30 protein-coding genes and 1 riboswitch are annotated in these 21,291 nt (G+C 66.4%); of the genes, 11 read left to right on the forward strand and 19 right to left on the reverse strand.

The window, feature by feature from the left end:
- Nucleotides 1-195 precede the first annotated feature (195 nt).
- The 19 genes from hisF to G6035_RS03855 form a co-directional block, all read right to left on the reverse strand.
- Complete coding sequence (gene hisF / locus G6035_RS03765) at nt 196-966, reverse strand: imidazole glycerol phosphate synthase subunit HisF (protein WP_176615741.1); 771 nt, start codon at nt 964-966, stop codon at nt 196-198.
- An 11-nt stretch (nt 967-977) separates the two neighbouring features.
- Complete coding sequence (hisG, locus tag G6035_RS03770; protein ID WP_176615742.1) at nt 978-1,823, reverse strand: ATP phosphoribosyltransferase; 846 nt, start codon at nt 1,821-1,823, stop codon at nt 978-980.
- Between the two features lie 85 nt (nt 1,824-1,908).
- Nucleotides 1,909-2,172, reverse strand: coding sequence for a phosphoribosyl-ATP diphosphatase (locus G6035_RS03775; RefSeq protein WP_176615743.1), 264 nt, complete (start codon nt 2,170-2,172; stop codon nt 1,909-1,911).
- A gap of 10 nt (nt 2,173-2,182) precedes the next feature.
- Nucleotides 2,183-2,710, reverse strand: a complete 528-nt coding sequence (gene ribH / locus G6035_RS03780) for a 6,7-dimethyl-8-ribityllumazine synthase (RefSeq protein ID WP_176615744.1) — start codon at nt 2,708-2,710, stop codon at nt 2,183-2,185.
- The gene (ribA, locus tag G6035_RS03785) at nt 2,707-3,384 is read right to left on the reverse strand and encodes a GTP cyclohydrolase II (protein WP_176615745.1); all 678 of its coding nucleotides are present in this window, start codon (nt 3,382-3,384) and stop codon (nt 2,707-2,709) included. Before ribA ends, ribH begins: the two co-directional genes overlap by 4 nt.
- Entirely contained in the window at nt 3,377-4,054 is a 678-nt protein-coding gene (gene ribB, locus G6035_RS03790; protein WP_176615746.1) for a 3,4-dihydroxy-2-butanone-4-phosphate synthase, read from the reverse strand. The genes ribA and ribB overlap by 8 nt, the downstream gene beginning before the upstream one ends.
- Complete coding sequence (locus G6035_RS03795; RefSeq protein ID WP_176615747.1) at nt 4,051-4,734, reverse strand: riboflavin synthase; 684 nt, start codon at nt 4,732-4,734, stop codon at nt 4,051-4,053. Before G6035_RS03795 ends, ribB begins: the two co-directional genes overlap by 4 nt.
- Complete coding sequence (ribD, locus tag G6035_RS03800) at nt 4,735-5,841, reverse strand: bifunctional diaminohydroxyphosphoribosylaminopyrimidine deaminase/5-amino-6-(5-phosphoribosylamino)uracil reductase RibD (protein ID WP_371130828.1); 1,107 nt, start codon at nt 5,839-5,841, stop codon at nt 4,735-4,737. It abuts the gene before it with no gap.
- Nucleotides 5,838-6,596, reverse strand: a complete 759-nt coding sequence (pnuC, locus tag G6035_RS03805) for a nicotinamide riboside transporter PnuC (protein WP_176615748.1) — start codon at nt 6,594-6,596, stop codon at nt 5,838-5,840. The genes ribD and pnuC overlap by 4 nt, the downstream gene beginning before the upstream one ends.
- A 103-nt stretch (nt 6,597-6,699) precedes the next feature.
- Nucleotides 6,700-6,844: riboswitch (FMN riboswitch) on the reverse strand.
- Nucleotides 6,845-7,075: 231 nt separating this feature from the next.
- Complete coding sequence (rpe, locus tag G6035_RS03810; protein ID WP_176615749.1) at nt 7,076-7,753, reverse strand: ribulose-phosphate 3-epimerase; 678 nt, start codon at nt 7,751-7,753, stop codon at nt 7,076-7,078.
- A gap of 22 nt (nt 7,754-7,775) precedes the next feature.
- Nucleotides 7,776-9,347, reverse strand: a complete 1,572-nt coding sequence (locus G6035_RS03815; protein WP_176615750.1) for an RsmB/NOP family class I SAM-dependent RNA methyltransferase — start codon at nt 9,345-9,347, stop codon at nt 7,776-7,778.
- Entirely contained in the window at nt 9,344-10,264 is a 921-nt protein-coding gene (gene fmt / locus G6035_RS03820; RefSeq protein ID WP_176615751.1) for a methionyl-tRNA formyltransferase, read from the reverse strand. Before fmt ends, G6035_RS03815 begins: the two co-directional genes overlap by 4 nt.
- Nucleotides 10,261-10,824, reverse strand: a complete 564-nt coding sequence (gene def / locus G6035_RS03825) for a peptide deformylase (RefSeq protein WP_176615752.1) — start codon at nt 10,822-10,824, stop codon at nt 10,261-10,263. The genes fmt and def overlap by 4 nt, the downstream gene beginning before the upstream one ends.
- A gap of 161 nt (nt 10,825-10,985) precedes the next feature.
- The gene (locus tag G6035_RS03830) at nt 10,986-11,828 is read right to left on the reverse strand and encodes a cytochrome (protein ID WP_176615753.1); all 843 of its coding nucleotides are present in this window, start codon (nt 11,826-11,828) and stop codon (nt 10,986-10,988) included.
- Between the two features lie 286 nt (nt 11,829-12,114).
- The gene (locus G6035_RS03835; protein WP_176615754.1) at nt 12,115-13,371 is read right to left on the reverse strand and encodes a site-specific integrase; all 1,257 of its coding nucleotides are present in this window, start codon (nt 13,369-13,371) and stop codon (nt 12,115-12,117) included.
- A 33-nt stretch (nt 13,372-13,404) separates the two neighbouring features.
- A complete protein-coding gene (locus G6035_RS03840) occupies nt 13,405-13,809 on the reverse strand; it encodes an ImmA/IrrE family metallo-endopeptidase (RefSeq protein ID WP_218062936.1) in 405 nt (134 codons plus the stop codon).
- Between the two features lie 53 nt (nt 13,810-13,862).
- Nucleotides 13,863-14,825: a hypothetical protein gene (locus G6035_RS03845; RefSeq protein WP_176615755.1), complete on the reverse strand. Its 963-nt coding sequence runs from the start codon at nt 14,823-14,825 to the stop codon at nt 13,863-13,865.
- Nucleotides 14,788-15,366, reverse strand: coding sequence for a hypothetical protein (locus tag G6035_RS03850; protein WP_371130829.1), 579 nt, complete (start codon nt 15,364-15,366; stop codon nt 14,788-14,790). Before G6035_RS03850 ends, G6035_RS03845 begins: the two co-directional genes overlap by 38 nt.
- A gap of 3 nt (nt 15,367-15,369) precedes the next feature.
- Complete coding sequence (locus tag G6035_RS03855) at nt 15,370-16,041, reverse strand: helix-turn-helix domain-containing protein (protein WP_176615756.1); 672 nt, start codon at nt 16,039-16,041, stop codon at nt 15,370-15,372.
- 281 nt (nt 16,042-16,322) lie between these two features.
- Here G6035_RS03855 and G6035_RS03860 point away from each other — a divergent pair, with 281 nt between their 5' ends.
- From G6035_RS03860 to G6035_RS03910, 11 genes are all read left to right on the forward strand, one after another.
- On the forward strand, nt 16,323-16,589 hold the full coding sequence (locus G6035_RS03860) for a helix-turn-helix transcriptional regulator (protein ID WP_176615757.1): 267 nt from the start codon (nt 16,323-16,325) through the stop codon (nt 16,587-16,589).
- Nucleotides 16,586-17,128 (forward strand): hypothetical protein, encoded by a 543-nt coding sequence (locus tag G6035_RS03865; RefSeq protein ID WP_176615758.1) that lies wholly within the window; start codon nt 16,586-16,588, stop codon nt 17,126-17,128. Before G6035_RS03860 ends, G6035_RS03865 begins: the two co-directional genes overlap by 4 nt.
- A gap of 11 nt (nt 17,129-17,139) precedes the next feature.
- Nucleotides 17,140-17,415, forward strand: a complete 276-nt coding sequence (locus G6035_RS20485; RefSeq protein ID WP_371130839.1) for a helix-turn-helix domain-containing protein — start codon at nt 17,140-17,142, stop codon at nt 17,413-17,415.
- A 144-nt stretch (nt 17,416-17,559) separates the two neighbouring features.
- Nucleotides 17,560-18,045 carry a hypothetical protein gene (locus G6035_RS03875; protein WP_176615760.1) on the forward strand — a complete coding sequence of 162 codons (486 nt, stop codon included), beginning with the start codon at nt 17,560-17,562 and terminating at the stop codon, nt 18,043-18,045.
- On the forward strand, nt 18,042-18,323 hold the full coding sequence (locus G6035_RS03880; RefSeq protein WP_176615761.1) for a hypothetical protein: 282 nt from the start codon (nt 18,042-18,044) through the stop codon (nt 18,321-18,323). The genes G6035_RS03875 and G6035_RS03880 overlap by 4 nt, the downstream gene beginning before the upstream one ends.
- Complete coding sequence (locus G6035_RS03885; RefSeq protein ID WP_176615762.1) at nt 18,320-18,583, forward strand: hypothetical protein; 264 nt, start codon at nt 18,320-18,322, stop codon at nt 18,581-18,583. The genes G6035_RS03880 and G6035_RS03885 overlap by 4 nt, the downstream gene beginning before the upstream one ends.
- Complete coding sequence (locus tag G6035_RS03890; RefSeq protein WP_176615763.1) at nt 18,583-18,786, forward strand: hypothetical protein; 204 nt, start codon at nt 18,583-18,585, stop codon at nt 18,784-18,786. Before G6035_RS03885 ends, G6035_RS03890 begins: the two co-directional genes overlap by 1 nt.
- Entirely contained in the window at nt 18,783-19,178 is a 396-nt protein-coding gene (locus G6035_RS03895) for a hypothetical protein (RefSeq protein WP_176615764.1), read from the forward strand. The genes G6035_RS03890 and G6035_RS03895 overlap by 4 nt, the downstream gene beginning before the upstream one ends.
- A 2-nt stretch (nt 19,179-19,180) precedes the next feature.
- Complete coding sequence (locus tag G6035_RS03900; RefSeq protein WP_176615765.1) at nt 19,181-20,578, forward strand: ParB/RepB/Spo0J family partition protein; 1,398 nt, start codon at nt 19,181-19,183, stop codon at nt 20,576-20,578.
- 17 nt (nt 20,579-20,595) lie between these two features.
- Entirely contained in the window at nt 20,596-20,931 is a 336-nt protein-coding gene (locus tag G6035_RS03905) for a hypothetical protein (RefSeq protein WP_176615766.1), read from the forward strand.
- Nucleotides 20,931-21,239, forward strand: coding sequence for a hypothetical protein (locus G6035_RS03910; RefSeq protein WP_176615767.1), 309 nt, complete (start codon nt 20,931-20,933; stop codon nt 21,237-21,239). Before G6035_RS03905 ends, G6035_RS03910 begins: the two co-directional genes overlap by 1 nt.
- The last annotated feature ends 52 nt before the right edge of the window (nt 21,240-21,291 follow it).

The raw sequence follows: 21,291 nt of genomic DNA on the forward strand, positions 1-21,291 counted from the left end.
CACCCCCACCGACGCTCGGTTGCAACCGGGGCGTTTTCCACCGACGCTCCCGCGCAAACGGGGGTTAAAACCCAAACGCTCCCGCAGCGTTCGCGGGCATGTGCGCGGCGGCTGCGGGAGCGTCGGGAAAAACACCCCCATTCGCGCGGGAGCGTTGCCCAAAAGACCCCCGGTTGCAACCGAGGGTCTGTGGGGTCAGCGGACTTCGTAGCCGGCTTCGCGGATGGCCCTTTTCACGTCGGCGATCGCGTTGTCCGGGCCGAAGTGGAAGATCGAGGCTGCGAGCACGGCATTGGCGCCTGCCGCGACGACCGGCGGGAAGTGTTCCGGTGCGCCGGCGCCGCCGGAGGCGATGATCGGCACGTGCACGGCGGCGCGGACCAGGCGGATGAGCTCGAGGTCAAAGCCTTCCTTGGTGCCGTCGGCGTCAATCGAGTTGAGCAGGATTTCCCCGACGCCGCGGTCGGCGGCCTCCCTGGCCCAGTCGATCGCGTCAATGCCGGTGCCCTTGCGCCCGCCGTGCGTGGTCACCTCAAAGCCCGACGGCGTGTGCCCGTCGCGGGTGCGGCGCGCGTCGACGCTGAGCACCAGGACCTGGGAGCCGAATCGCCGGGTGATCTCGTCAATCACCTGCGGACGGGCGATCGCCGCGGTGTTGATGGAGGCCTTGTCCGCCCCGCAGCGCAGGAGCTTGTCGACGTCGGCGACCTCGCGCACTCCCCCGCCCACGGTGAGCGGAATGAAGACCTGCTCGGCGGTGCGGGACACCACGTCAAAGGTGGTGTCCCGGTTGCCGGAGGATGCCGTGACGTCCAGGAACGTCAGCTCGTCGGCGCCGGCGCGGTCGTAGCGCTGGGCCAGCTCAACGGGGTCGCCGGCGTCGCGCAGGTTCTGGAACTTCACGCCCTTGACCACGCGGCCGGCGTCCACGTCCAGGCACGGGATGACGCGGATGGCAACACTCATGGCGGTTCCCCTTAGATGCGGCAGGCGTGGATGCTGCTGACGAGGATGGCGCGGGCGCCCAGGTCGTACAGCTCGTCCATGACCCGGTTCGTGTCCTTGGTGGGCACCATGGACCGCACCGCCACCCAGTCGGAGTCGCGCAGCGGGGACACGGTCGGCGATTCGAGGCCGGGGGTCAGCGCCGTGGCCTTTTCCATCAGTGCCTTGGGCACGTCGTAGTCCAGGAGCACGTACTGGCGCGCCACGAGGACGCTGTGCAGGCGGCGGATCAGCACCTCGACGCCGGGGGGCGGGGTGACGCCGCGGCGCCCGATCAGCAGGGCCTCGGAGTTGAGGATCGGTTCGCCGAAGATCTCCATGCCGGCAGCCTTGAGCGTGCTGCCGGTTTCCACGACGTCGGCGATGGCGTCCGCCACGCCCAGGCGCACCGAGGATTCCACGGCGCCGTCGAGCCGGACCACCTTGGCCTTGATGCCCAGCTCGGCCAGGTATTCGCGCAGCAGGCCGTCGTAGCTGGTAGCCAGGCGCTTGCCGTCAAGCTCCGCGGCCGTGGTGAACTGCCCCACCGGACCGGCAAAGCGGAAGGTGGACACGGCGAACCCCAGCGGCAGCAGTTCGTCGGCCTCCACCTGTGCGTCCAGCAAAAGGTCGCGGCCGGTGATGCCGACGTCGAGCGTGCCGGCGCCCACGTACACCGCAATGTCGCGGGGGCGCAGGAAGAAGAATTCAACGTTGTTCTCCGGGTCCACCATGACCAGCTCGCGGCTGTCGCGGCGTTGGCGGTAGCCGGCTTCGGCCAGCATGGCGGAGGCGGATTCGGACAGGGCGCCCTTGTTGGGCACGGCAACTCTCAGCATGGGAAACGTCTTTCAGGTCGGAACGGCAAGGATCGGCGCCGGCACCCGGCGCACGTTCAGGGGTTTGGCAAGCCACGGCGTGTGGCTAGAGATGCTTGTAAACGTCCTGAAGCGTCAGGCCCTTGGCGATCATCATGACCTGAAGGTGGTAGAACAGCTGGGAAATCTCCTCCGCGCAGGCCTCATCCGATTCATATTCGGCGGCCATCCACACCTCGGCGGCTTCCTCAACCACTTTCTTGCCGATACCGTGGATGCCCGACTCCAGTTCGGCCACGGTACGGGAGCCGGCGGGCCGGGCTGCGGCTTTCTCACTCAGCTCGTCAAAAAGGGATTCGAAGGTCTTCACGGTCTCCAGCCTACTGGGTCGGGGAAATGGAATCGGACAACTGTGAGGTCATCTGGCCCACTTCGGCGAGGGTCAGGGCGGTGGCGAGGGCCGCCGTCACGGCCTCATGGCCCTTGTCCTCCATGGAGCCCGGCAGGCCGGCACGGTCCAGGGCCTGCTGTTCGGTGTCGCAGGTCAGGACGCCGAAGCCGACGGGCTTTCCGGTGCGGACGCTGACATCGGTCAGTCCCATCGTGGCCGCCTGGCACACATAGTCAAAGTGGGGGGTGCCGCCGCGGATCACCACGCCCAGGGCGACGACGGCGTCGTAGGCGGGGGCCAGGCGCGCTGCGGCAACGGGCAGTTCAAAGCTGCCGGGGACCCGGATGAGGGTGGGCTCGGCGATGCCGGCGTCGGCGGCGCCGCGCAGGGCCCCTGCCACCAGGCCGTCCATGATTTCGGTGTGCCAGCTGGCGGCAACGATGGCCAGTTTCAGGTGGGCTGCCTGCGACTTTTCCTGGCCGCTGAATCCGATCGTGGGTGCTCCGTGGCCGCTCATGTGGTGGGTCCTTCCGTGGGTGTGGGTGTGGTGACGTCCAGGGTGTGGTGCATGCGGTCGCGCTTGGTTTCCAGGTAGCGGAGGTTTTCGGCGCGGGCCGGCACGTGGGTGGGGACAATCTCCGTGACATTGATGCCGTGGCGGGAGAGGTCCGCGGATTTCAGCGGGTTGTTGCTCAGCAGCCGCAGGCTGGTCAGGCCCAGGGCGTGGAGGATGCCGGCGGCCGCGGCGTAGTCGCGCCCGTCCACGGGCAGGCCCAGCTGTTCGTTGGCTTCCACGGTGTCCGCGCCGGCCTCCTGCAGGCTGTAGGCCCGCATCTTGTTGGCCAGGCCGATCCCGCGGCCCTCGTGGCCGCGCAGGTAAACCAGCGTGCCGCCCTGCCGGTGGATCAGTTCCAGCGCGTAGTCAAGCTGTTCGCCGCAGTCGCAGCGGAACGAACCAAAGACGTCGCCGGTGAGGCATTCGGAGTGCAGCCGGACCAACGGCGCGGCCCCGGACGGTACCGGCTCCACGCCTGGCGCGCTCAGGCTCAGGTGTTCGGCGCCGGTGGCCGAATCCACCCAGGCCTGGGCCTGAAACGATCCAAAGGGTGTGGGCAATTTCACGACCGGTCCGCCCGTAACAATTGCGTCGGGGGCCGCCCCCTCGGGGCGTGCCACGACAGCCTCACTCATGGCGGTTTCCTGCCGCTCCGGCCGTGGCACCGGCTGTGGCCGGGGCGTTGAGGTGCGCCACGAGGTCGGCGATGGAAATCAGCACGAGGGAGTTGGCGTCGGCAAAGTCCCGCAGGCCCTCGAGCCTGACCATTTGCCCGGCGTCGTCCACCACCTCTGCAATGACGGCCACCGGTTCGCAGCCGGCCAGCTTGCACAGTTCAACGGAGGCTTCGGTATGGCCGGGCCGCTGGCGCACTCCGCCGGGCACGGCGCGCAGGGGGAACATGTGGCCGGGGCGGGTGACGGCGTCGGGCCCGGAGGCCGGGGCGGCCAGGACATTGGCGGTGAGCGATCTGTCGGTGGCACTGATGCCGGTGCTGACACCGACGGCGGCGTCGCAGCTGACGGTGTACGCCGTGCCCTTGGCGTCCTGGTTGTGCGCCACCATGGGCGGCAGCGCCAGGGCGTCCGCCCGGACGTCTTCCATGGGGACGCAGATGACGCCGGAGCTGTGCCTGATGGTCCAGCCCATCAGGGCGGGGGTGCTGTGCTGGGCGGCGAAGATGATGTCGCCCTCGTTTTCGCGGTTCTCGTCGTCCACGACCAGCACGGCCTGGCCGTTGGCGATGGCTTCGACGGCTGCGGCAACGGGGTCCAGCAGCGTGGCCGGGTTGGTCAGGGCGCTCATTGCCGTGCCCCCTCGGTGTCCGAAACGGTGGCCACAAGGGCGGCGGTGCCGGTGGCGGGGACCGCGAACTGGAGCAGACGTTCGGCGTATTTGGCCAGCACGTCAACCTCGAGGTTCACCTGCCCGCCCACCTCCTTGCCGCCCAGGCCGGTGTTGGCGAGTGTGACCGGGATCAGCCCCACCTCAAACCACTGCTGCGGCTCCTGTGGCGGGCTCACTGCGGTCACGGTGAGCGAGACGCCGTCGACGGCGATGGAGCCCTTTTCGGCGATGTAGCGCGACAGGGCGGTGGGCACCGAGAAGCGCAGCCGGTCCCAGTTGCCCTGGTTTTCGCGTTCCAGGAGGGCGCCCACGCCGTCCACATGGCCCTGGACCACGTGCCCGTCCAGGCGTCCGCCGGCCGGCACGCAGCGTTCGAGGTTGACCGTGCCGCCCGCGGCCAGGGAACCGGTGGTGGTGCGCTGCAGTGTTTCGCCCATGACGTCGACCTCCACCGTGGCGCCGTCGATGCGCACGGCCGTCAGGCACACGCCGTTGACCGCGATGGATCCGCCCAGGGGCAGGCCGGCGGCGGTGTTGCCGGCGGCACCGGTGTCCAAGACCAGAGTGGCGCTGTCCGAATCCTGATGGTTCTCGAGTCGGACCACGGTGCCGCGGCCCTCAATGATTCCGGTGAACATTTAGTGCAGTCCTTCTTCAGTGGTGGTTTCCGGCACCCTTGCCGGCATGAGTGTGAGTTTCAGGTCCGGGCCGAGCCGCTCGACCGGGCCGGAGGTGGTGGCGTCCCATTCCCATTGCTGGGCCTGCGCCAGGGTGCCGATGCCGAGGTCGTTCAGCGCCGGGATGCCGGAGCCCAGGAGTGTGGGCGCCAGGTAGACGACGAGTTCGTCCACCAGCCCGGCAGCCAGGAACGCGGCGCTGATCTTGGACCCGCCCTCGACCATGAGGTGGTCCACGCCGCGGTCGTGCAGGACGCGTACGACGTCGGCCGGATCGTGGGTGCGCAGCTGCAGGAAGCCGGGGGCGCTCCGCTGCCGCACCGCCGCGTCTTCGGGGATCTCACGCATCCCCATGACGACGCGCAACGGCTGGTGCCCGGCGTCGCCGTCGTCGGCGTCCCGGGCCGTCAGGCGCGGGTTGTCCACAAAAATGGTTTCGGTGCCGACCACGATGGCATCGACGCGCGCCCGCAGCTTGTGCGAGTCCAGCCGGGATTCCGGCGAGGTGATCCACTGGCTGGTGCCGTCGGCCGCCGCGATCCTGCTGTCCAGGGTCTGGGCCAGCCGGGCCGTGACAAAGGGCCGCCCGGCCTTCACCGCTGCAAACCATTGCCGGTTCAGCTCCCGGGCCGCTTCCGCCATGAGGCCGGAGCGGACGTTGATGCCTTCGCGGCGGAGCCTGTCCGCGCCGCCTGCGGCCGGGGAGTGCGGATCGTCCACGGCATAGACCACGTTGCCGATGCCGGCGTCAATGATGGCCTGGGAACAGGCCGGCGTGCGGCCCTGGTGGTTGCAGGGTTCCAGCGTGACCACCATGGTGGCGGCGGACAGTTCCCGCCGCGTGCCGCGCAGTGAGTTGATGGCATCCGCCTCGGCGTGGGGCGTGCCGGCGCCCAGGTGCCTGCCAATGGCCAGGACCGTGCCGTCGGCATCAATGATGACGGCGCCCACCAGCGGGTTGGCACCGCGCACACCCTGCCGTGCCACGGCCAGGGCCGTCTCCATGGCGACGACGACGGGGTTGCTGAAGGATTCTGGATCAAGGTGGCGCTCTGCCCTGGGAGTCACTTCCCGGCCTCATTTCTGCCCATGGCGCTCATGCCCGCGCCCACCGCGGTGGGGCGGCCCGGGACTGTTGTTGTGGAGGGGGCGGCGTGCCCGGCCCGGCGGCCTACACGCCACCAGACAAAGAAGCCGGCCAGGGTGAACGCCCCGTAGAAGATGTACATGAAGGCCGAGGCATAGTAGCCGGCACTGAACAGCAGCGGCACGCCCACAATGTCAACGGCCACCCAGATGAGCCAGAATTCCACCCACCCCTTGGCCATGCCGTAGGTGGCCAGCAGGGAGCCCATGAAGATCCAGGCATCAGCCCACACGGGTTCGTAGGAACCCAGGGCCCGGAACACCGGGGTCAGGACGGCGGTGCCCAGCACCATGGCCGCGGCCAGGGACCAGCGCGTCCGGCCCCCGGCCCAGCGGGGGGCGACGGCGGCACCCGGGGCGGAGCCGTCGTCGTTCTTCGGCGCCCGTGTGGCCCGCCAGCGCTGCCAGCCGTACACGGAGACGGCGATGAACACGATTTGGCGCCCGGCCTGGCCCAGCAGGTTCGCGTAGACCGGCGAGCCGAAGACGGAACCCATGAAGACCGTGAAGAGGAGTGCGTTGCCGATGATGCCGACCGGCCAGGCCCAGGTTTTGCGGCGCATGCCGCCGAGGGCGCTGGCGAGCCCGAAAAGATTGCCCATGACTTCACGCCACAGGAGGAATCCGCCGCCGGCGAATTCAAGCTTGGCGTCAAAGAGCCATCGCAGAAAGTCCACTGTTACCTCCCTTTCGAACCGCGATGGCTCCGGGGGTAACGTACAGTTTCGGTCCGGCACAGGCTGCCGCGGGCTGCGGCACCTGGCGCGAAGGCCAAAAGTGTTCGTGCTTCTCCCATCCAGACTTTAACTGTCGGTACTGGAATTTCACCAGATCAGCCGTGCGCCGCCTGCTGTTTCCAGCCTGCTGCGCTCGGGTCGCGGACTATAACCGCCGGTTCGGAATTACACCGACCCCGGAGCACGTTGATGTTGCTATGTTTTTGGCAATGCTAAATGCTTGGTTCCAATTGCTAAAAGCCCTTGGCACTGTTTGGCGCCCGCTGTGGCGGGCGCCTACTTCATTATGGCACTTTTGCCCCTGTCGCCAAATTGGCCGGACATTGTTACCATATTTGTCCCAACGCACGCCGGGCCGCCGGCATTCCCAGCCAACCAAATTCCCGGCCAACCAAATTTCTGCCTAGCTGAATTCCCGCCTAGCCGAAGGCGAGCCGGCCCTTCGCGCGCAGCGAGTCGATGGCCTCCGCGGGCGACGGCCTGCCGTACACGGCCGAGCCCGCCACAAAGACGTTGGCCCCGGCCTCGGCGGCACGCGTGATGGTTTCCTCCGTGATGCCCCCGTCGACCTGGATGGCAACATCCACCCCGGCCCCGTCAATGGCGGCCCGGGCACGCCGGATCTTGGGCAGCATCACATCCAGGAACGCCTGCCCGCCGAAGCCCGGCTCCACCGTCATCACCAGCAGCATGTCCAGCTCCGGAAGCAGGTCCAGGTACGGCTCCACCGGGGTGGCCGGGCGCAACGCCATGCCCGCCCTGGCCCCGCGGGCGCGCAGTTCCCGGGCAAGCTTCACCGGCGCGTCGGAGGCCTCCACATGGAAGGTCACGGACGCGAGCCCGGCGTCGGCGAACTTCGGCGCCCAGCGGTCCACCTCGGAAATCATCAGGTGCGCATCCAGCGGGACCGGGCTGACCTGTTGGATCCGTTCCACCACCGGCAGCCCGATGGTCAGGTTCGGCACGAAGTGGTTGTCCATGACATCCACGTGCACGGCGTCGGCGTTGGCGATGCGGGCCAGCTCGGCCTCGAGGTTGACGAAATCCGCCGAGAGGATGCTGGGGTTGATGCAGCACCGGGGCGTGGTGGAGGGCATGATGCCTGCCTTTCGGGAGGGGTCAGAGCTTGCGGAAGAGGGCGAGGAACATGGCGTCGGTCTGGTGCAGGTGCGGCCACAGCTGGGCCGTCATGCGGCTGACGGGCAGCGGCGACCGCGCGTTCCCGGCGCCAAGGTCCCCGGTCAGGCTGGCGGCATCCAGGGCGGCCCCGGCGTCGAGCAGCTCAAGGTCAGCGCGCCCGTGCAGGGCGTCCTCGACCACGGCAAGTGTCTCCGCCGTGTGCGGCGAGCACGTCACATAGGCCACCACTCCCCCGGGCTTGACGGCGGCCAGCGCCGATCCGAGCAGTTCGCGTTGCAGCGGGCCAAGTTCGGAGACGTCGGAGAGCTTCCGGCGCCAGCGGGATTCGGGCCGGCGGCGCAGGGCGCCCAGCCCGGTGCACGGGGCGTCCACCAGGATCCTGTCGAACGACGCCGGATGGTCCCGTCCCACGTCGCGGCCGTCGCCGGTGCGCACCGTCCAGGTGTCTTCCGGGATGGCGGCCATGGCCTGGCCCACCAGTTTGGCCCGGTGCGGGGCAGGCTCGTTGGCCAGGATCCAGGCACCCTTTTCCGCCGCAAGGGCGGCCAGCAGCGCGGCCTTGCCGCCGGGCCCGGCGCACAGGTCAAGCCAGCGTTCCTCGCCGCCGTCGAGCTCCGATTTCAGCTCCACCCCGGCCAGGGCGCGGGCCACCAGCTGGGAGCCGACGTCCTGGACGCGGACGGTGCCGTCGCGGACGCTGGAGAGCCGGCCCAGGTCGCCGCCGGAGGACAGTGCGGAGCCGGTGACGAGCGGGCCGGGCGTGAACCCGGCGTCGAACGCCTCCGCCAGGCTGCCGATCCCGGGCAGGGCCACCAGGTTGACGACGGGGGCGGCGTTGTCGGCCTCGAGCAGTGCCGTGATTTCGGCGGCGTCGCGGCCGTGGGCCACGAGGGCCTGGCGCAGGGCGCGGACGATCCATTCGGGGTGGGAGTGCTCGACGGCGGCGACCTTGACGTCGTCGCCCAGCCCGTCGGTCAGATCCGCCAGCCATGCCGGCAGGTCCTTGGCGGATACCTTGCGCAGCACGGCGTTGATCAGTCCGGCCGGGCCGGCGCCAATGACGGCGCGTGCCAGGCCGACGGTCTGGTCGAGCGCCGCATGCGCCGGGACCCGCATGGCAAGCAGCTGGTGGACGCCGATGCGCAGCGCGTCCAGGACGGCCGGGTCCAGCTCCGCCAGCGGGCGGTCCACGCAGCGGGCCAGGATGGCGTCGTAGGTGCCCTGGGCGCGCAGTGCGCCGTAGGCGAGTTCGGTGGCAAACCCAGCGTCGCGGCGGTCCAGGTGGTGGTTGCGGATCCGGGCCGGCAGCACCAGGTTGGCGTAGGCATCGTCGCCGGAGACGGCCCGGAGCACCTCGAAGGCGACCAGCCGGGCGGGGTCCGCGGCGCGGGTGCGCTGCGACGGGGCCGATTCCGTGCGGTTGCGCCCCGTGCGCCGGTTGCGTTCACGCCCGGCGTCGTCGCGGCGCCGCACCCCGGCGTGGCCGCCCGGGCGCCCCTGGTCCCGGGGGTGTCCGGACCGGCCTGCCGGACCGCCTTGTTCGCTGGTCATTCAAACACCACGTCTTCCTTGTTCGCCAGGCCGCGGGCCCAGTCATTTGCCTTCATCATCTTCTTGCCGCCCGGCTGCACCATGGCCAGTTCCACCGCATGTGAGCCCGTCCCCACCAGCACCGCCTTGGCGTCCACCTGCAGCTGCCCCGGGGCCAGCTGCGTGACGTCCGGACGCTGCGTGACGGGGCCGAGCTTGAAGCGCTGGCCCTGCAGCGTGGTCCAGGCCCCGGGCTCGGCGGTGACGCCGCGGACCCTGCGGTCGATGGCCAGGGCAGGGTCGTGCCAGTTCACGTGGCCGTCCTCCAGCCCCAGTTTGGGGGCGAGGGAGACCTCCCCCCGCTGCGGCACGGCGGTCAGCCTCCCGGCAGCCAGCCCGTCGATGGTCTGTGCCAGGAGTGCCGCGCCGCTGTGCGAGAGGCGCTCCAGCAGTGCCGCACTGGTGTCCGTGGAGCGGATGGGTTCGGTCATGGTCCCGTACACGTCCCCCGTGTCCAGGCCCTTCTCCAGCAAAAAGGTGGAAGCGCCAATGAGCTCATCGCCGTGGATGACGGCGTGCTGGACGGGGGCGGCGCCGCGCCAGGCCGGCAGCAGGGAAAAGTGCAGGTTGATCCAGCCGTGCGCCGGGATGGCCAGGGCCGATTCCGGCACCAGGGCCCCGTAGGCGACGATGGCGGCCACGTCGGGGCGGGCGGCCGCGATGGCTTCCCGGGCGGCGGCGTCGACCTTGTCCGCCTTGATGACAGGCAGGCCCAGTTCGGCGGCGCGGGCGGCGACGGGCGACGGCGTGAGCACCCGTTTGCGTCCCAGCGGCGCGTCCGGGCGGGTCAGGACCGCGACGACCTGGTGCCCGGCGGCACGCAACGCCTCCAGCGACGGCAGGGCGACGGCGGGGGTGCCGGCAAAGAGGACCCTCATCCGGCGGCGCCTGCGCCGAACGCGGAGCCGACCGTGCGGGCACGCTTGGTGAGTGTCTCCGCCGTGACGTTGTGGTAGTTCGCCGTGCGGATGGCACGCAGGGCGGTTTTGCGGTCCTCGCCCTCGAGCCGGTCCACATAGAGTTTCCCGTCCAGGTGGTCGGTCTCGTGCTGGAAGCACTTGGCCAGCAGGCCGGTGGCTTCCATGTCCAGCGGCCCGCCGTTTTTATCCACACCGGTGATCCGCACCCACCGGTGGCGTCGGACGCTGAAGCCCAGGCCCGGAACCGACAGGCAGCCTTCGGGCTCGTCGGGGGCGAAATCGTCGCTGGCGGCAATGACGGGGTTGATGACATGCCCCTCGGCACCGTCCACCGAATACGTGAAGATGCGCTTGCTGATGCCGACCTGGGGCGCGGCGAGCCCGGCGCCGCGGACGTCCGCCATGGTCTCGGCCATGTCCTCGATCAGCTTGGCCAGTTCGGGGCCAAACTCGGTCACTTCTTCGGCAGGGGTGCGCAGGACGGGGTCGCCGATGATGCGAATGCTCAAAATGGCCATGGTGGGGACCTCACTTTGGTGTCGGTGCGTGCCTGTTCGGGCCGCGGGAGCGCCCAGGCATCCAGTCTAGTTGGCCGTTCCGGCCACCCATGATTCCGCCAGCAGGACAGGCCGGCAGTGCCCGGGCCGCGATCCTGCCGGCTGAGCCCTGCCCGCAGGGCTCAGCCGGCAGGAGCTGCGATGGGCAGCAGCGGCGCTCCGGCCTGGGCGGCCTCGAGCGAGGTCTGCCAGACGCGGCGCAGGGAGGCGAACTTGAACCAGTGCTGTTTGAGCACGGCCGGATTGGCACGCAGGGTGCGGACCTCGGTCTCGCCGATGGCCACCCCCAGCAGGACGGGGTCCGTCCCGTATTTCCAGGCCTCCCAGGTGCCGGCGGATTCGTCCACTATGGATTCCTCGGCCTTCATGCCCGCCACGAGCTGCATGACCACCTTGGCGTCCAGGCCCTTGACCTGGCCATTGCGGTCGGTGCCCTTCGTCTTGTAGTCGATGATGCACAGCTTGCCGCCGATGGTGGCCACCAGGTCCAGCGTGCCGGCATAGCCAAGCGTTTCATTCCATACGGTGATTTCCGGCGCCAGCGGCTGGACCTTGTACTCATCCCACCAGGCGTCGAAACGCACGGCAAAGTTTTCCTCACCCTTGTCCGCCAGTGCGGCGCGCGCCTCCGGCATTTGGTGGGGCCGGCCCAGGGCGCGCAACGCGACCTGTTCGCAGTAGTGGTGGACCCGGTCCCCGCGGGAGGCGGCAGCATCCCGGTACTGTTCGGCGGCGTTGGAGCTGTCCCGCACCACGGTGCGCAGGCGGCCCGGATTGCCCACGGCGTCGCCCAGGTCGGGGTGCCTGGCCACGGCATTGGCCGCCATGTAACCGATCCAGCCGTCCAGGCTCGCCGCCTGCTGGCCGATCACCGTGGTGATCGATGGAACCTTGGGCGGTTCCGACAGGGAACGGGCGTACATGCGCCCAAGGTCGGTGGTGTGTGCCAATGCTGGTGCCGTCATGGTTCCACTATTTCACTACCCGCCGACACTTTGCAGGCCGCCAACGCCCGGCTGTGGATAAGACGGGGCCGGCGGATAACGCCGGGTCGGCGCAGGGAAGGGCCACGGCAACGAAAAAGCCCCTCTGACCAGTGTTTGTGCTGGTCAGAGGGGCTTTTGTGTTGGTGGGCGATACTGGGTTCGAACCAGTGACCTCTTCGGTGTGAAAGACAAGCCCGGCTAAAAGCGGCAGGTAGCCCCGTGTAGCGCGAACGCACTAAATCCGGCTCTGACCTGCGGCAATGCCCTATTTTCCGGGCACTAGCCGTAGTCCCGTGTAGCGTGGCGGGGTAACGCTTTGCGGTACGTTTGCGGTACGCGAACCGGCCCAGACCCCGCCGGCTGCGGCCGCCCGAACCGGCAAGGCCAACCCCTCGGCAACATGCTCGGCGGGCAGCTCAGCCAGGTGGGCGTAGCGTTCCGTCGTCGACGAAGACGCATGCCCCAGCAGCCGTGAAACCTCCGCCAGGGGCACCCCGGACTGAATCAACCAAGACGCATAGGTGTGGCGAAGGTCATGCGGACGCAGATCCCCCACCCCGGCAAGTTTCAGCGTCGGCCCCCACACCCGCTTGCGCCAGTTGTCCAGGTCCGTCATCGCCCCACGCCCATGCAGCACAAGCCCAGACCGGCACCGCCCCACCTGGTGGACATGCCCGCAGTCCGCGCTCGCAGCCGTCCCCAGTTCGTCCAGCAGGTCCGCCACCCAGTCCAGCAGCGGCACGGACCGGGCCAGCTTCCCCTTCGGGTACGGCTTGATCTTCCCCGAGGCGCTGTCCCAGGTCTCCACCACGTGGATCATCATGCGCTCGCGGTCCACGCGGTGGGCGTGCAGGCCCATGGCTTCGCCCCAGCGCATCCCGGAGCCGATGAGCAGCCCGATGATGGCGGCGTCGCGTTTGGAGTCCAGGACGGCGTCGAGGGCCTGGTATTCGGCCTTGGTGAGGTAGCGTTCCTGGGCGGGGGCGCGGCGCGGGAGTTGGAGCCGGTGGAGCGGGTTGGCATCGATGATTTCGGCGTCGACGGCGGCCATGATGGAGGCGTTGAAGATCCCGAAGATGCGTTGCACGCTGGAGGCGGCGAGCAGGTGGACGACGGGCTTGTATTTGGGGTCTTCCCGGCGTTTGAGTTCGGCGGCCGGCACGCGCCGTTCGGTGGCTGTGAGTTCGGCCAGCCACTTTCGGCCGGTGTGGCGTGTGATCTCGTCCAGGGGCGTGTCCTGCCATTTGGGCATGAGGTAGTGGTCCCGCAGGGTCAGCTCTGAGGCGGCGGTGGAGGATTCGAGTTTGCGGGTGGGCCACCATTCCTCGCACCATTCCCCCCAGGGCCGGGCGGCGGCGGCAGGGTCGCGCCAGCCGCCGCTGCGGGATTCGGCTTCTTTGAGCGTGGCCGCGTTCAGGGCGGCCTTTTTGTGGGGGAAGCTGCCGGCGGAGCGTTCCTTGCCGTTGCCGTCCCTGTAGAGGCCCTGGTGTTTGCCGGAGGGCAGGAGTTTGGTCCATGCCATGGTGTCCCCTCGTTTCTTCTCAGCCCTGGCGGGCTAGCGCGGTTGGTGCTCGACGGCGGCCAGATGGTCTTTTTCGTCGTCGGTGAGTGTGTCGAGCCGGTCTTGGGCGACGTCCGGGGTGACCCAGAGTTCCTCGGCGAGCTCGTGGAGGTTGTGCGCCCAGGCGCCGTGCCGGCACAGGTCATCGATGGTGATCAGGCGCCGCGCCGTCTCGGCACGCACTTGGTATTCGATGCGGGGCCGCTGGCATCCGTCGTGGCCGCGTTCGACGTGAATCATCTCGTGGGTGATGGTGCAGCGCCGTTCGACCTGCTGCAGCCGCTTGTCGAGCCAGATGACGCCGCGCCCGTCAGTGCGGCCAGGTTGGCCATCGGGCATGCGAACCCAGCTGATGGTGATGTGCGTCAACGCCCGAAGCGTCCCCCAAGGATCGAACATGACCTAATGGTATGGGCGCCCCTATGTTACCGGCGCGTAGGTTCCGCGTGCAGTCAGTCTGCGAGTTTGATAATCGTCCGACCCGTATAGGTCGTAGTCGGCTCATCCCCTGGTCGTTGGCTGAGCTTCACATCGGCTTCAATCTTCACCCTGTCGCCATGGCTGATGGGCTTCAGTGCGTCGTGGTCAATCTTGCCAGGCTTGATGGGAATCAGTGTCTCATCGTCCAGTAGCAGGTGGATCCGCGCGACGTCCGTAATCGTTTGGATATGCCCAGTCAGCGTTTCCGTGTCACTGTCGAGCTCGCGCGACGTGACCACCTGCACAATTTGGCGCGCCACGGACTGAACGACATGGACTCGGAGGCTCGGATGGCTCGGTTGCCGCCATTCCAGGTCCATGTCAAAACCAGCCATGTCCAGTGTCTTTGCCAATTCGGAAAGGGCCGACGCTGCCCGGGGACCCAGGCCGGCGACCTCCCCGAGGAATTCGCTTCCGTCTGCGCTGGGCCCCAACGCCACGGCGTTCTTCATGATGTTGATCGCCTCGCCGATCGACTCGTCCACCAGCTGCGTGTCGGGTTCATCGAAAACTCCTACTTCCCCGGTGGGCGAAAGTTCGTCGGTCGGCGGCGTTGCAGGTTGGAATTCGAGAATGACCGATCCCTGGGCTGGGCCGGCGTTAAGTAGGAGTTTGGTCGACGACACTACGCCCGAATTCATTCGGCCTCGAAGGCCCGTGAAACCACGTTTGGAACCACCGATGGCTGTTACCAGTCGCTGCCACTTGGCCATCAAGTCGCCGACAGCCTCCATGCTGGCCATGGAGACATTGACGGCATCTCCAGTGAGCCGGAGCGAACCGGTGGATACTGCTGTTCGCCCGATAGTCGCGGCGACCGCCATGGCTTCGACGCTGATTCTAGAGAGGTCAGCGGCGGTGTCCCAGTGCACCTTCGGAATTTCATTGACGAGCGTTTTAGTCAGCGTAGAAAGGTCCAATTTCCGGGTAGCCATCTAAGATCACCTCCAAATATCCTCGCCTTGGGTGAGAGTCCAATTTTACAGGTGTAGCACCCTTACTACCAGAACGCATTTTCGACCAGAGATCATCCCAGTATCCACGAGTGCGATAGTAGTCGCGAACGAAGGGATGCGACATTCCAGTGGTTGCGTCCGGAGCCCACGGAAGGATGAACGTATCCAACTCGAGGCCAAGTCCACGCCGAACCGACTTCCCACTGGCAAATGCCCCAATGACAGCCGCCGATTCGTTGATCGCAGATTCAGCTGCGGACGCCTCCACGAGGAAGACGCAGTCAATGTCGTCAGGTTCGGGCTTGATGGTGAAATACGAACCGCCCATCCAAACCGCGCAAACCGGCACGTGGCTACGAAGGAGTGCCGTGGCCGTCAAAAAATCATCCCAGAGTTTGGCACGGCGATCCGTTGACGTACCAAATCTGGACTGTACAGCTTCCATCGTTGCGCTATATCGCCCTGCTGGCAGTGCGCCGGTTGCAGCCACGAGTTCCGGGATTCCGTTCTCAGAGTTCACACGTCAGTCCCCCTGTTCGTGTTCTTGAGTTTCTTCCCCGCGCTCCCCAGCGCGGGTTTCTTCTTCGGCGCCGTAGTTCGTTGAGCTATCGGCGGCGAGGTCGAAGTAGTTGGCCGGCAGCGGCACATTGCCGGCCGCGTCTGCGTCGGGATGGGCATGCTCATCTACGAATGGCATCTTGGGTTTCCGTTGCAAATGTGCGTCTTGCAAATTTGAAACGGAATTCGAAGGCAAAAAATTTTTGGGTGCAGGGCTCTCCCCTGCTTGGGTATTGGGGGCGGGGTGCTTTGCATTGCCCACCACCTCCTTGTCGCTGTCCGTTTGACGGTTGAGTTTCACGAGCTCGTGACCTAATGCGACATATGCGGCGTGTGCAGACTCGGGGAGTTTGCTTGAGCCGATTACGTGCAGGGAGTCCGGGTCGGAATCTGGGACGACCAGGTCAAGGGATCTGGCGGAGGCCATTACGATTTCCTTGATACTGGCGCCGGTTCCTCTGGAGAGTGCCCGGATCGTTGCGGGATCGGGGAAGTTCTTCAAAGGTCCGTTGATCAACTGGTGGAGCCGCTTGTTTGATGGCGTGCCACCACAGGCGGCGGACAGGGCCTCGTAAGAGAGCCCGGCCGCTGCCTTGGCGTTCGCCAGTAGCGTTGCAAGATCCGGTTGAGTCATCACGTTCCTAAGACTGCTGGGTCAAAACGGTAGCGCCAAATTACCAATGTTAGGCACCGCCTAAGCATATCGGCGCGCTGCGAGATCCCGCCGTGCCTAACAAGAAGTGGCGGTTTTTTTCGTCTCCGCGCCGAATATAGGGAGCATGGCAGGGCTGGGGGTTGCGTGACTGCCTAACAACACTTACTATTTCATTACCTAGTAATTGACATGACCGCCTAAGGGGGCTTGAATTGGAATCACGCAAACAGCACCGAACCAACCGAAGGAGGTGGCCAGCCGGCATGCGAATGAAGCTGGTAGCCCGCGATTCCCTCGAAGACCGAATGGACCGCAAGGGCTGGTCGAACCGCCGTCTCGCGAAGTATGCGGATTGCGCGCCAGGCACAATCGACAACCTGATCTCAGGCCGAACCAAGGCAGTCAATGACGGACGTACGGCCGAACTTATCTGCGAGGCTCTCGATGTTCCCCTAGATGTCTACTTCGTGCCCGAAATCTCAAGCAACACTTCACGATCCATTACCCATAAGAGGAAGGTGGCGTCTTGAGCATCTATTACGACACCGGTGGTATCGGTGACGACGCCTGGCTCTATCCGGCGGAGTGGGGTTGCGATGACTGCGGTCTCTATTACTCCTGGCCGGTAACGCCGGGCCTCGCGCCGGTCGATGACCCGCTGCAGAAGGACATGCTGGCGCTGATCGCCCAGCACACGCCGGAGTCGTGCAAGACAGCCCAGGCCGCCGCCGGCGTCGTCCAGGCGCAGGCCAACACGGCTGATGGCTTCACGGCCGACGACTACGAATTCTTCGAGTCCCTGGGCAGCCATCACCCGTTGGAGATCTCGGCAACGCTGACCGTGGCCGAGGCTGAGGATCGGGAACGCCGTGGCATCCCGATGCCGATCGGCGGGGACCCGGAGACGGACCTTGCACGCGATATCGTCCAGCGCCGCCATGACAACCGCATCCGGTGGACGCCGGCCCAGGCGAGGGCTCACGCGGCGCTCGCAGCCAAGCAGCGGCGGGTGGTCATTGGTGGCCAGTTGGTGTGTTGGTCGGACAATACGGACGCGGTGCCGTTGTGAGTGCGCAGCCGGTGGATGATTTCAGGCCGTTGCCGGGGGCGTTGTCGCCGCGGTTGACGACGGCGGAGGCGGCCGTGGTGGCGCGGCGGCATCCGGTGACGGTGCGGCGGGCGTTGGAGGGTGGCGAGTTGCATGGTCAGCAGTCGAAGGCTGGTGGTCGGTGGCTGATTCGGGCGGAGTGCCTTGATGCGTGGATGGATGGCGTGAAGTGCGTCCATCAGTCGAATGTTTCCTCGTTCCGGCGGCGCAGTGGGGCGTCGCAGGCTCGAGTGTCTGGCAGGAAATGAGAGTGCCCCCGCCTGAGGGAACGGGCGGGGGCGGGCAGAGCAAGTTTTCAGGTTAGTCAAAACTCAATCTAAAGGAATGGTCTCATGAGTGGTTCCGCTAAGCCCAGCCCAGGTTCGGGCCGGCAAGTCCCTGTGGAGTTGGAAATGCCCGCGGGGATGTTTTTTGAGGGGCATGATTACAACCCCCTGAATGAGAAGACGATGTCCATTTTGGACACTCAGCGGCGGGTGGTCCGGCATCGGCGGGACCGGAAGTCGGATCTTCACCAGGTCTTGGATGATCTCGTCAGGTTGAATGCGGCGGCCCATGCGGCGGACCGCCAAGGCAATCTGGCGGCGCATTGGGATTCGCTCCTGTCTGCCGCGGCCCAGCTTTCGGAGCTGGTGAAGAAGGCCGGCAAGCAGATTGACGCTGCGGAGTCCCGTTACGAGGAGTTCTTTGAGTCTCCTCCCCCAGTACCGCCGGCAGGTGCGTCCTCCCCCTCCGCACCTGCCGGCCCACCACCCGCGGTCGGCAGTGCCGCCATCGTGGTGACGATGGACAAGCCGTCCAGTATCGCGTTCCCCGGATCGGCCGCCTATCTCTCCCGCCAGGGACAGGTCAATGGCATGATGCGGGGCCGATCATGAACCTCACTGTTGAGCAGCTCGTGGAGCGGGCGATCAAGGCGTTGGAGTCCGGCCAGCCTGGTCTGGCGGTGTTGTACATGCGTCGGGCGCTGGTGTTGCTGGCGGTGGACCGCACCGTGGGCTTAGTGCAGGTCGCGTCGTCGGCCTTGGAGGCCCTGGTCAGTGTCTTCAGTTTCGTGGGCGAGTCGGTGGTGTCGGTCATTGATGCGTTTATCGAGGGCGTGAAGGCGTTGTCGAATGTGTCGCAGCAGGATTTCATCCTGGTTGGTGAGTCATGAGCAGCTACAGGACCCGGCATCGGGCGGTGGTGCATCCGTTGAATGGTAAGCCGGTGCAGCCGTTCGCGAATTTGGATTACAAGGATTCGAGGGAGTTGGTGGCCCAGTTGACGACGTACCTGCGTGGGTTGTGGCCGGCGCCGCAGAAGATCCAGATTGATGTGGCTGCGCGGAAGATCCTGGTCAACGGGGTGGAGCGTGCTGCGTATGAGTTGGTGGCCCCGGCCGCGGTGAAGAAGTCCTCGGCGGTGATGTTCTGATGGCGGCCAGGGTGGTGCGTCCGTCGGGTGCGGTGGCGGCCTGGCGTCGTCGCCTGCTGGTGTGGTTGCCTTTGTTGCTGGCCGGGATGGCCGTGACGCTGGCGGCGGGCCCGATGGTTGTGTCGTTCAATTCCCTGAACCTGCTGGGCCTGGTCCTGATGGGTGCCGGTTTGGCGGGGTTCGTCAAGGAGTTGGACCGGTGACGGCGTCGTGGCCGATTGGTGGCTTGCCGGAGGGCACGGACTATCAGGTGTGGTTGCGGGCTGCAGGCATGTCTGGCACGACGGTGCGGGAGTTGTTGCAGGACACGTTGCCGGTCCAGGCGGCGGCTTATCAGAGGGCGGAGGAGGCGTTGGTGGATGAGCTCGCCACGGTTCCGCCTGTCCCATCGGCGCCGTCGCCGGCGGTGGCTGGGGTCTCGACTGATCGGGCCCGGTGGGATGTGCATTTACGGGCGGAGTCGACGATTACGACGGCGTTGCGGCATTTGCAGGACAACGAGGTCAGCGAGTGCATGGTGCTGCTGGTGCAGGCGGCGTCTCAGGTTTTTGAAGTGGTCTTGTTGGACCGGAACGAGCAGAAGGCGGAGGGGTAGTTGTGACTGTTTATGAGGTTGTGGATATCGCCCGGGTGCGGGCGAATCCGTCGAATATCCGTGAGGATTTGGGGGATTTGGAGCGGTTGACGGCGGAGGTGAAGACCATTGGGGTGTTGCAGCCGTTGATTGTGTACCCGCATCCGTCGTTGGAGGGTGACTTCGTCATCAAGGATGGGCACCGCCGGCGGCAGGCAGCGGTGAACGCTGGTTTGTTGAAGGTGCCGGTGTTGATTGAGGAGGTGTCGGTCCGTGGTGCGCTGGATGACATCGAGACGATGCTGACGACCGGCCGTAACCACCGCCCTTTGGATCTGTTGGAGGAGGCGAAGGGTTTCCAGATGCTGCTGGATCTGGGTTTGAACGAGTCGACGATTGGGAAGCGGTTTAAGAAGCCAAAGTCGGAGATCGTCACGAAGTCCCGCCTGGTTTCGGCGCCGGAGAAGGTCCAGGACGCGTTCGCCCGGGGCCGGGTGGATTTGCTGCAGTTGAAGAAGCTCACGGACTTGCAGGCGGCCGGGCAGACGGAGGTCCTCGAGAGAGCTTTGGACAACCGCGAGTTTAATACGTCGAGCGGCTACGGGATCGATGTGGAACGGGTCATTGCCCAGGCGGAGACGGCTGTGCAGGCTGAGGCGACGACGGAGCGTTTGCTGGCCCTGGGCGCGAAGGAGATCACCCAGGAGCAGTCGTACAAGCTGACCCGTGTTCCGGATGAGCCGGCCTTGACGGAGGAGGAGCACGTCGCGGCTGAGCACTTTTTCTTCCAGTCGCCGTATCGTGACGAGACTGACTGGTATTTGAAGACGTCCAAGCAGGCCGATTCGGCCGTGTCCGACGCGGTGAAGGCCGAGCGGGCGACGCTGCGGGAACTTAGCGCGGGGTTGTTGACGGCGTTCAAGCTCCGCCGCCAGTTCATGGTCCGCACGATCCAGGACACTGGTGCCGGTGTCAGCCTGGAGGCTGACCTCGAGCTGCTGTTGGATTGCCTGATTTACCCGATCATGAAGCTTGACGTTGAGGTGCTGGCCCAGATCACGGGGATTGAGCCACCGGAGGATAAGGAAAGCTACAGGGCGCGTGAGCAGTGGCAGGGGAAGGTGCGGGCGTCGTTTGCCCGGATGTCGTGGAAGCAGATCGCCCGTGCTGCTGCGTGGGGCGATTCCCAGGACACCGATAAGCGCCTCCGCAAGGCGCCGGCGTTCGACCGCACCGAGTACAACTGGTCCCACCACAAGTCCTGGCTGGACAAGCTGCAGCGCCTGTTCGGGTACCGCCTGGACGAGGCCGAGCGGGACACACTCGAGTTTTTCAAGGCCAAGGGCGGCAAGTACGGCTACGGGGAACTGACCGAGGGCACCAACCGCGACGTGAACGATGACGTGGAGATCCTCAATTGACGAAGCTTAGTGCGAGCTTGCCGAACAATTCGGACGAGAACGGCCTCGACAGTTTGAACGCACCGATGGTGCGGAACCCGACGGATGAGCACCTGGTCATCGCGGTCCTGGACTGCAAGACGGTCACCACGGACATTGACACGGGCTTTGAAATCGCGACGGCCCGCATCCTCCGCATTGAGCCGTTGCAGGGCCGTGAGGCGGAGACCGCCGAGCAGCTCATGCAGGACGCGATGGAGCGCCGCACCGGGGTGAAGAAGCTGGACGGCTTCGCGAAGCTCCTGCGGGACGGCACGGGCCTGGTCGTCGATGGCATGAACATCGACATCGAAACCGGCGAGGTGGAGGACTGATGCCCAACATGGAACTGTTCAAGCCCTTGCAGCCGCTGCCGCCGCCCGTCCTGCCCACAGCAGGCCGGGACGGAAAAACCTACCCGCGGGCCGCCGTCGTCCATTCCGACGACGCAACCTGGTACATCAAGGTCTATACCGACCCCCGCAACGCGAGGGTCATGACGACGTGGGACGGCCGGCAGCTGGCCGTTATGCGGTTCGACACCCGCCACGCTGCCATGAGCCACGCCGCCCACGAAGTCAACGCGCTCCGCGCTCGCCGGCATCCTGCCGGGCAGTCCTGGTTGCGGGGTGAGCCGTCGTGACGACGGATAATCCGGACCTGTCTGTGTTGCGGCGGGAGGCCCCGGCGGCGCC

The organism is Arthrobacter sp. SDTb3-6 (assembly GCF_013376095.1).
Classification (GTDB): Bacteria; Actinomycetota; Actinomycetes; order Actinomycetales; family Micrococcaceae; genus Specibacter.

What these genes read in the sequence shown, in the direction of transcription:
- G6035_RS03840 (WP_218062936.1), bottom strand. Translation starts at nt 13,809, where the DNA reads ATGTTCGATCCTTGGGGGACGCTTCGGGCGTTGACGCACATCACCATC.
- G6035_RS03830 (WP_176615753.1), bottom strand. Translation starts at nt 11,828, where the DNA reads ATGACGGCACCAGCATTGGCACACACCACCGACCTTGGGCGCATGTAC.
- hisF (WP_176615741.1), bottom strand. Translation starts at nt 966, where the DNA reads ATGAGTGTTGCCATCCGCGTCATCCCGTGCCTGGACGTGGACGCCGGC.
- G6035_RS03815 (WP_176615750.1), bottom strand. Translation starts at nt 9,347, where the DNA reads ATGACCAGCGAACAAGGCGGTCCGGCAGGCCGGTCCGGACACCCCCGG.
- hisG (WP_176615742.1), bottom strand. Translation starts at nt 1,823, where the DNA reads ATGCTGAGAGTTGCCGTGCCCAACAAGGGCGCCCTGTCCGAATCCGCC.
- def (WP_176615752.1), bottom strand. Translation starts at nt 10,824, where the DNA reads ATGGCCATTTTGAGCATTCGCATCATCGGCGACCCCGTCCTGCGCACC.
- ribB (WP_176615746.1), bottom strand. Translation starts at nt 4,054, where the DNA reads ATGAGCGCCCTGACCAACCCGGCCACGCTGCTGGACCCCGTTGCCGCA.
- fmt (WP_176615751.1), bottom strand. Translation starts at nt 10,264, where the DNA reads ATGAGGGTCCTCTTTGCCGGCACCCCCGCCGTCGCCCTGCCGTCGCTG.
- ribA (WP_176615745.1), bottom strand. Translation starts at nt 3,384, where the DNA reads ATGAGTGAGGCTGTCGTGGCACGCCCCGAGGGGGCGGCCCCCGACGCA.
- G6035_RS03795 (WP_176615747.1), bottom strand. Translation starts at nt 4,734, where the DNA reads ATGTTCACCGGAATCATTGAGGGCCGCGGCACCGTGGTCCGACTCGAG.
- G6035_RS03885 (WP_176615762.1), top strand. Translation starts at nt 18,320, where the DNA reads ATGAGCAGCTACAGGACCCGGCATCGGGCGGTGGTGCATCCGTTGAAT.
- G6035_RS03860 (WP_176615757.1), top strand. Translation starts at nt 16,323, where the DNA reads ATGCGAATGAAGCTGGTAGCCCGCGATTCCCTCGAAGACCGAATGGAC.
- ribH (WP_176615744.1), bottom strand. Translation starts at nt 2,710, where the DNA reads ATGAGCGGCCACGGAGCACCCACGATCGGATTCAGCGGCCAGGAAAAG.
- rpe (WP_176615749.1), bottom strand. Translation starts at nt 7,753, where the DNA reads ATGCCCTCCACCACGCCCCGGTGCTGCATCAACCCCAGCATCCTCTCG.
- G6035_RS03845 (WP_176615755.1), bottom strand. Translation starts at nt 14,825, where the DNA reads ATGGCTACCCGGAAATTGGACCTTTCTACGCTGACTAAAACGCTCGTC.
- G6035_RS03835 (WP_176615754.1), bottom strand. Translation starts at nt 13,371, where the DNA reads ATGGCATGGACCAAACTCCTGCCCTCCGGCAAACACCAGGGCCTCTAC.
- G6035_RS03890 (WP_176615763.1), top strand. Translation starts at nt 18,583, where the DNA reads ATGGCGGCCAGGGTGGTGCGTCCGTCGGGTGCGGTGGCGGCCTGGCGT.
- G6035_RS03880 (WP_176615761.1), top strand. Translation starts at nt 18,042, where the DNA reads ATGAACCTCACTGTTGAGCAGCTCGTGGAGCGGGCGATCAAGGCGTTG.
- G6035_RS03875 (WP_176615760.1), top strand. Translation starts at nt 17,560, where the DNA reads ATGCCCGCGGGGATGTTTTTTGAGGGGCATGATTACAACCCCCTGAAT.
- G6035_RS03910 (WP_176615767.1), top strand. Translation starts at nt 20,931, where the DNA reads ATGCCCAACATGGAACTGTTCAAGCCCTTGCAGCCGCTGCCGCCGCCC.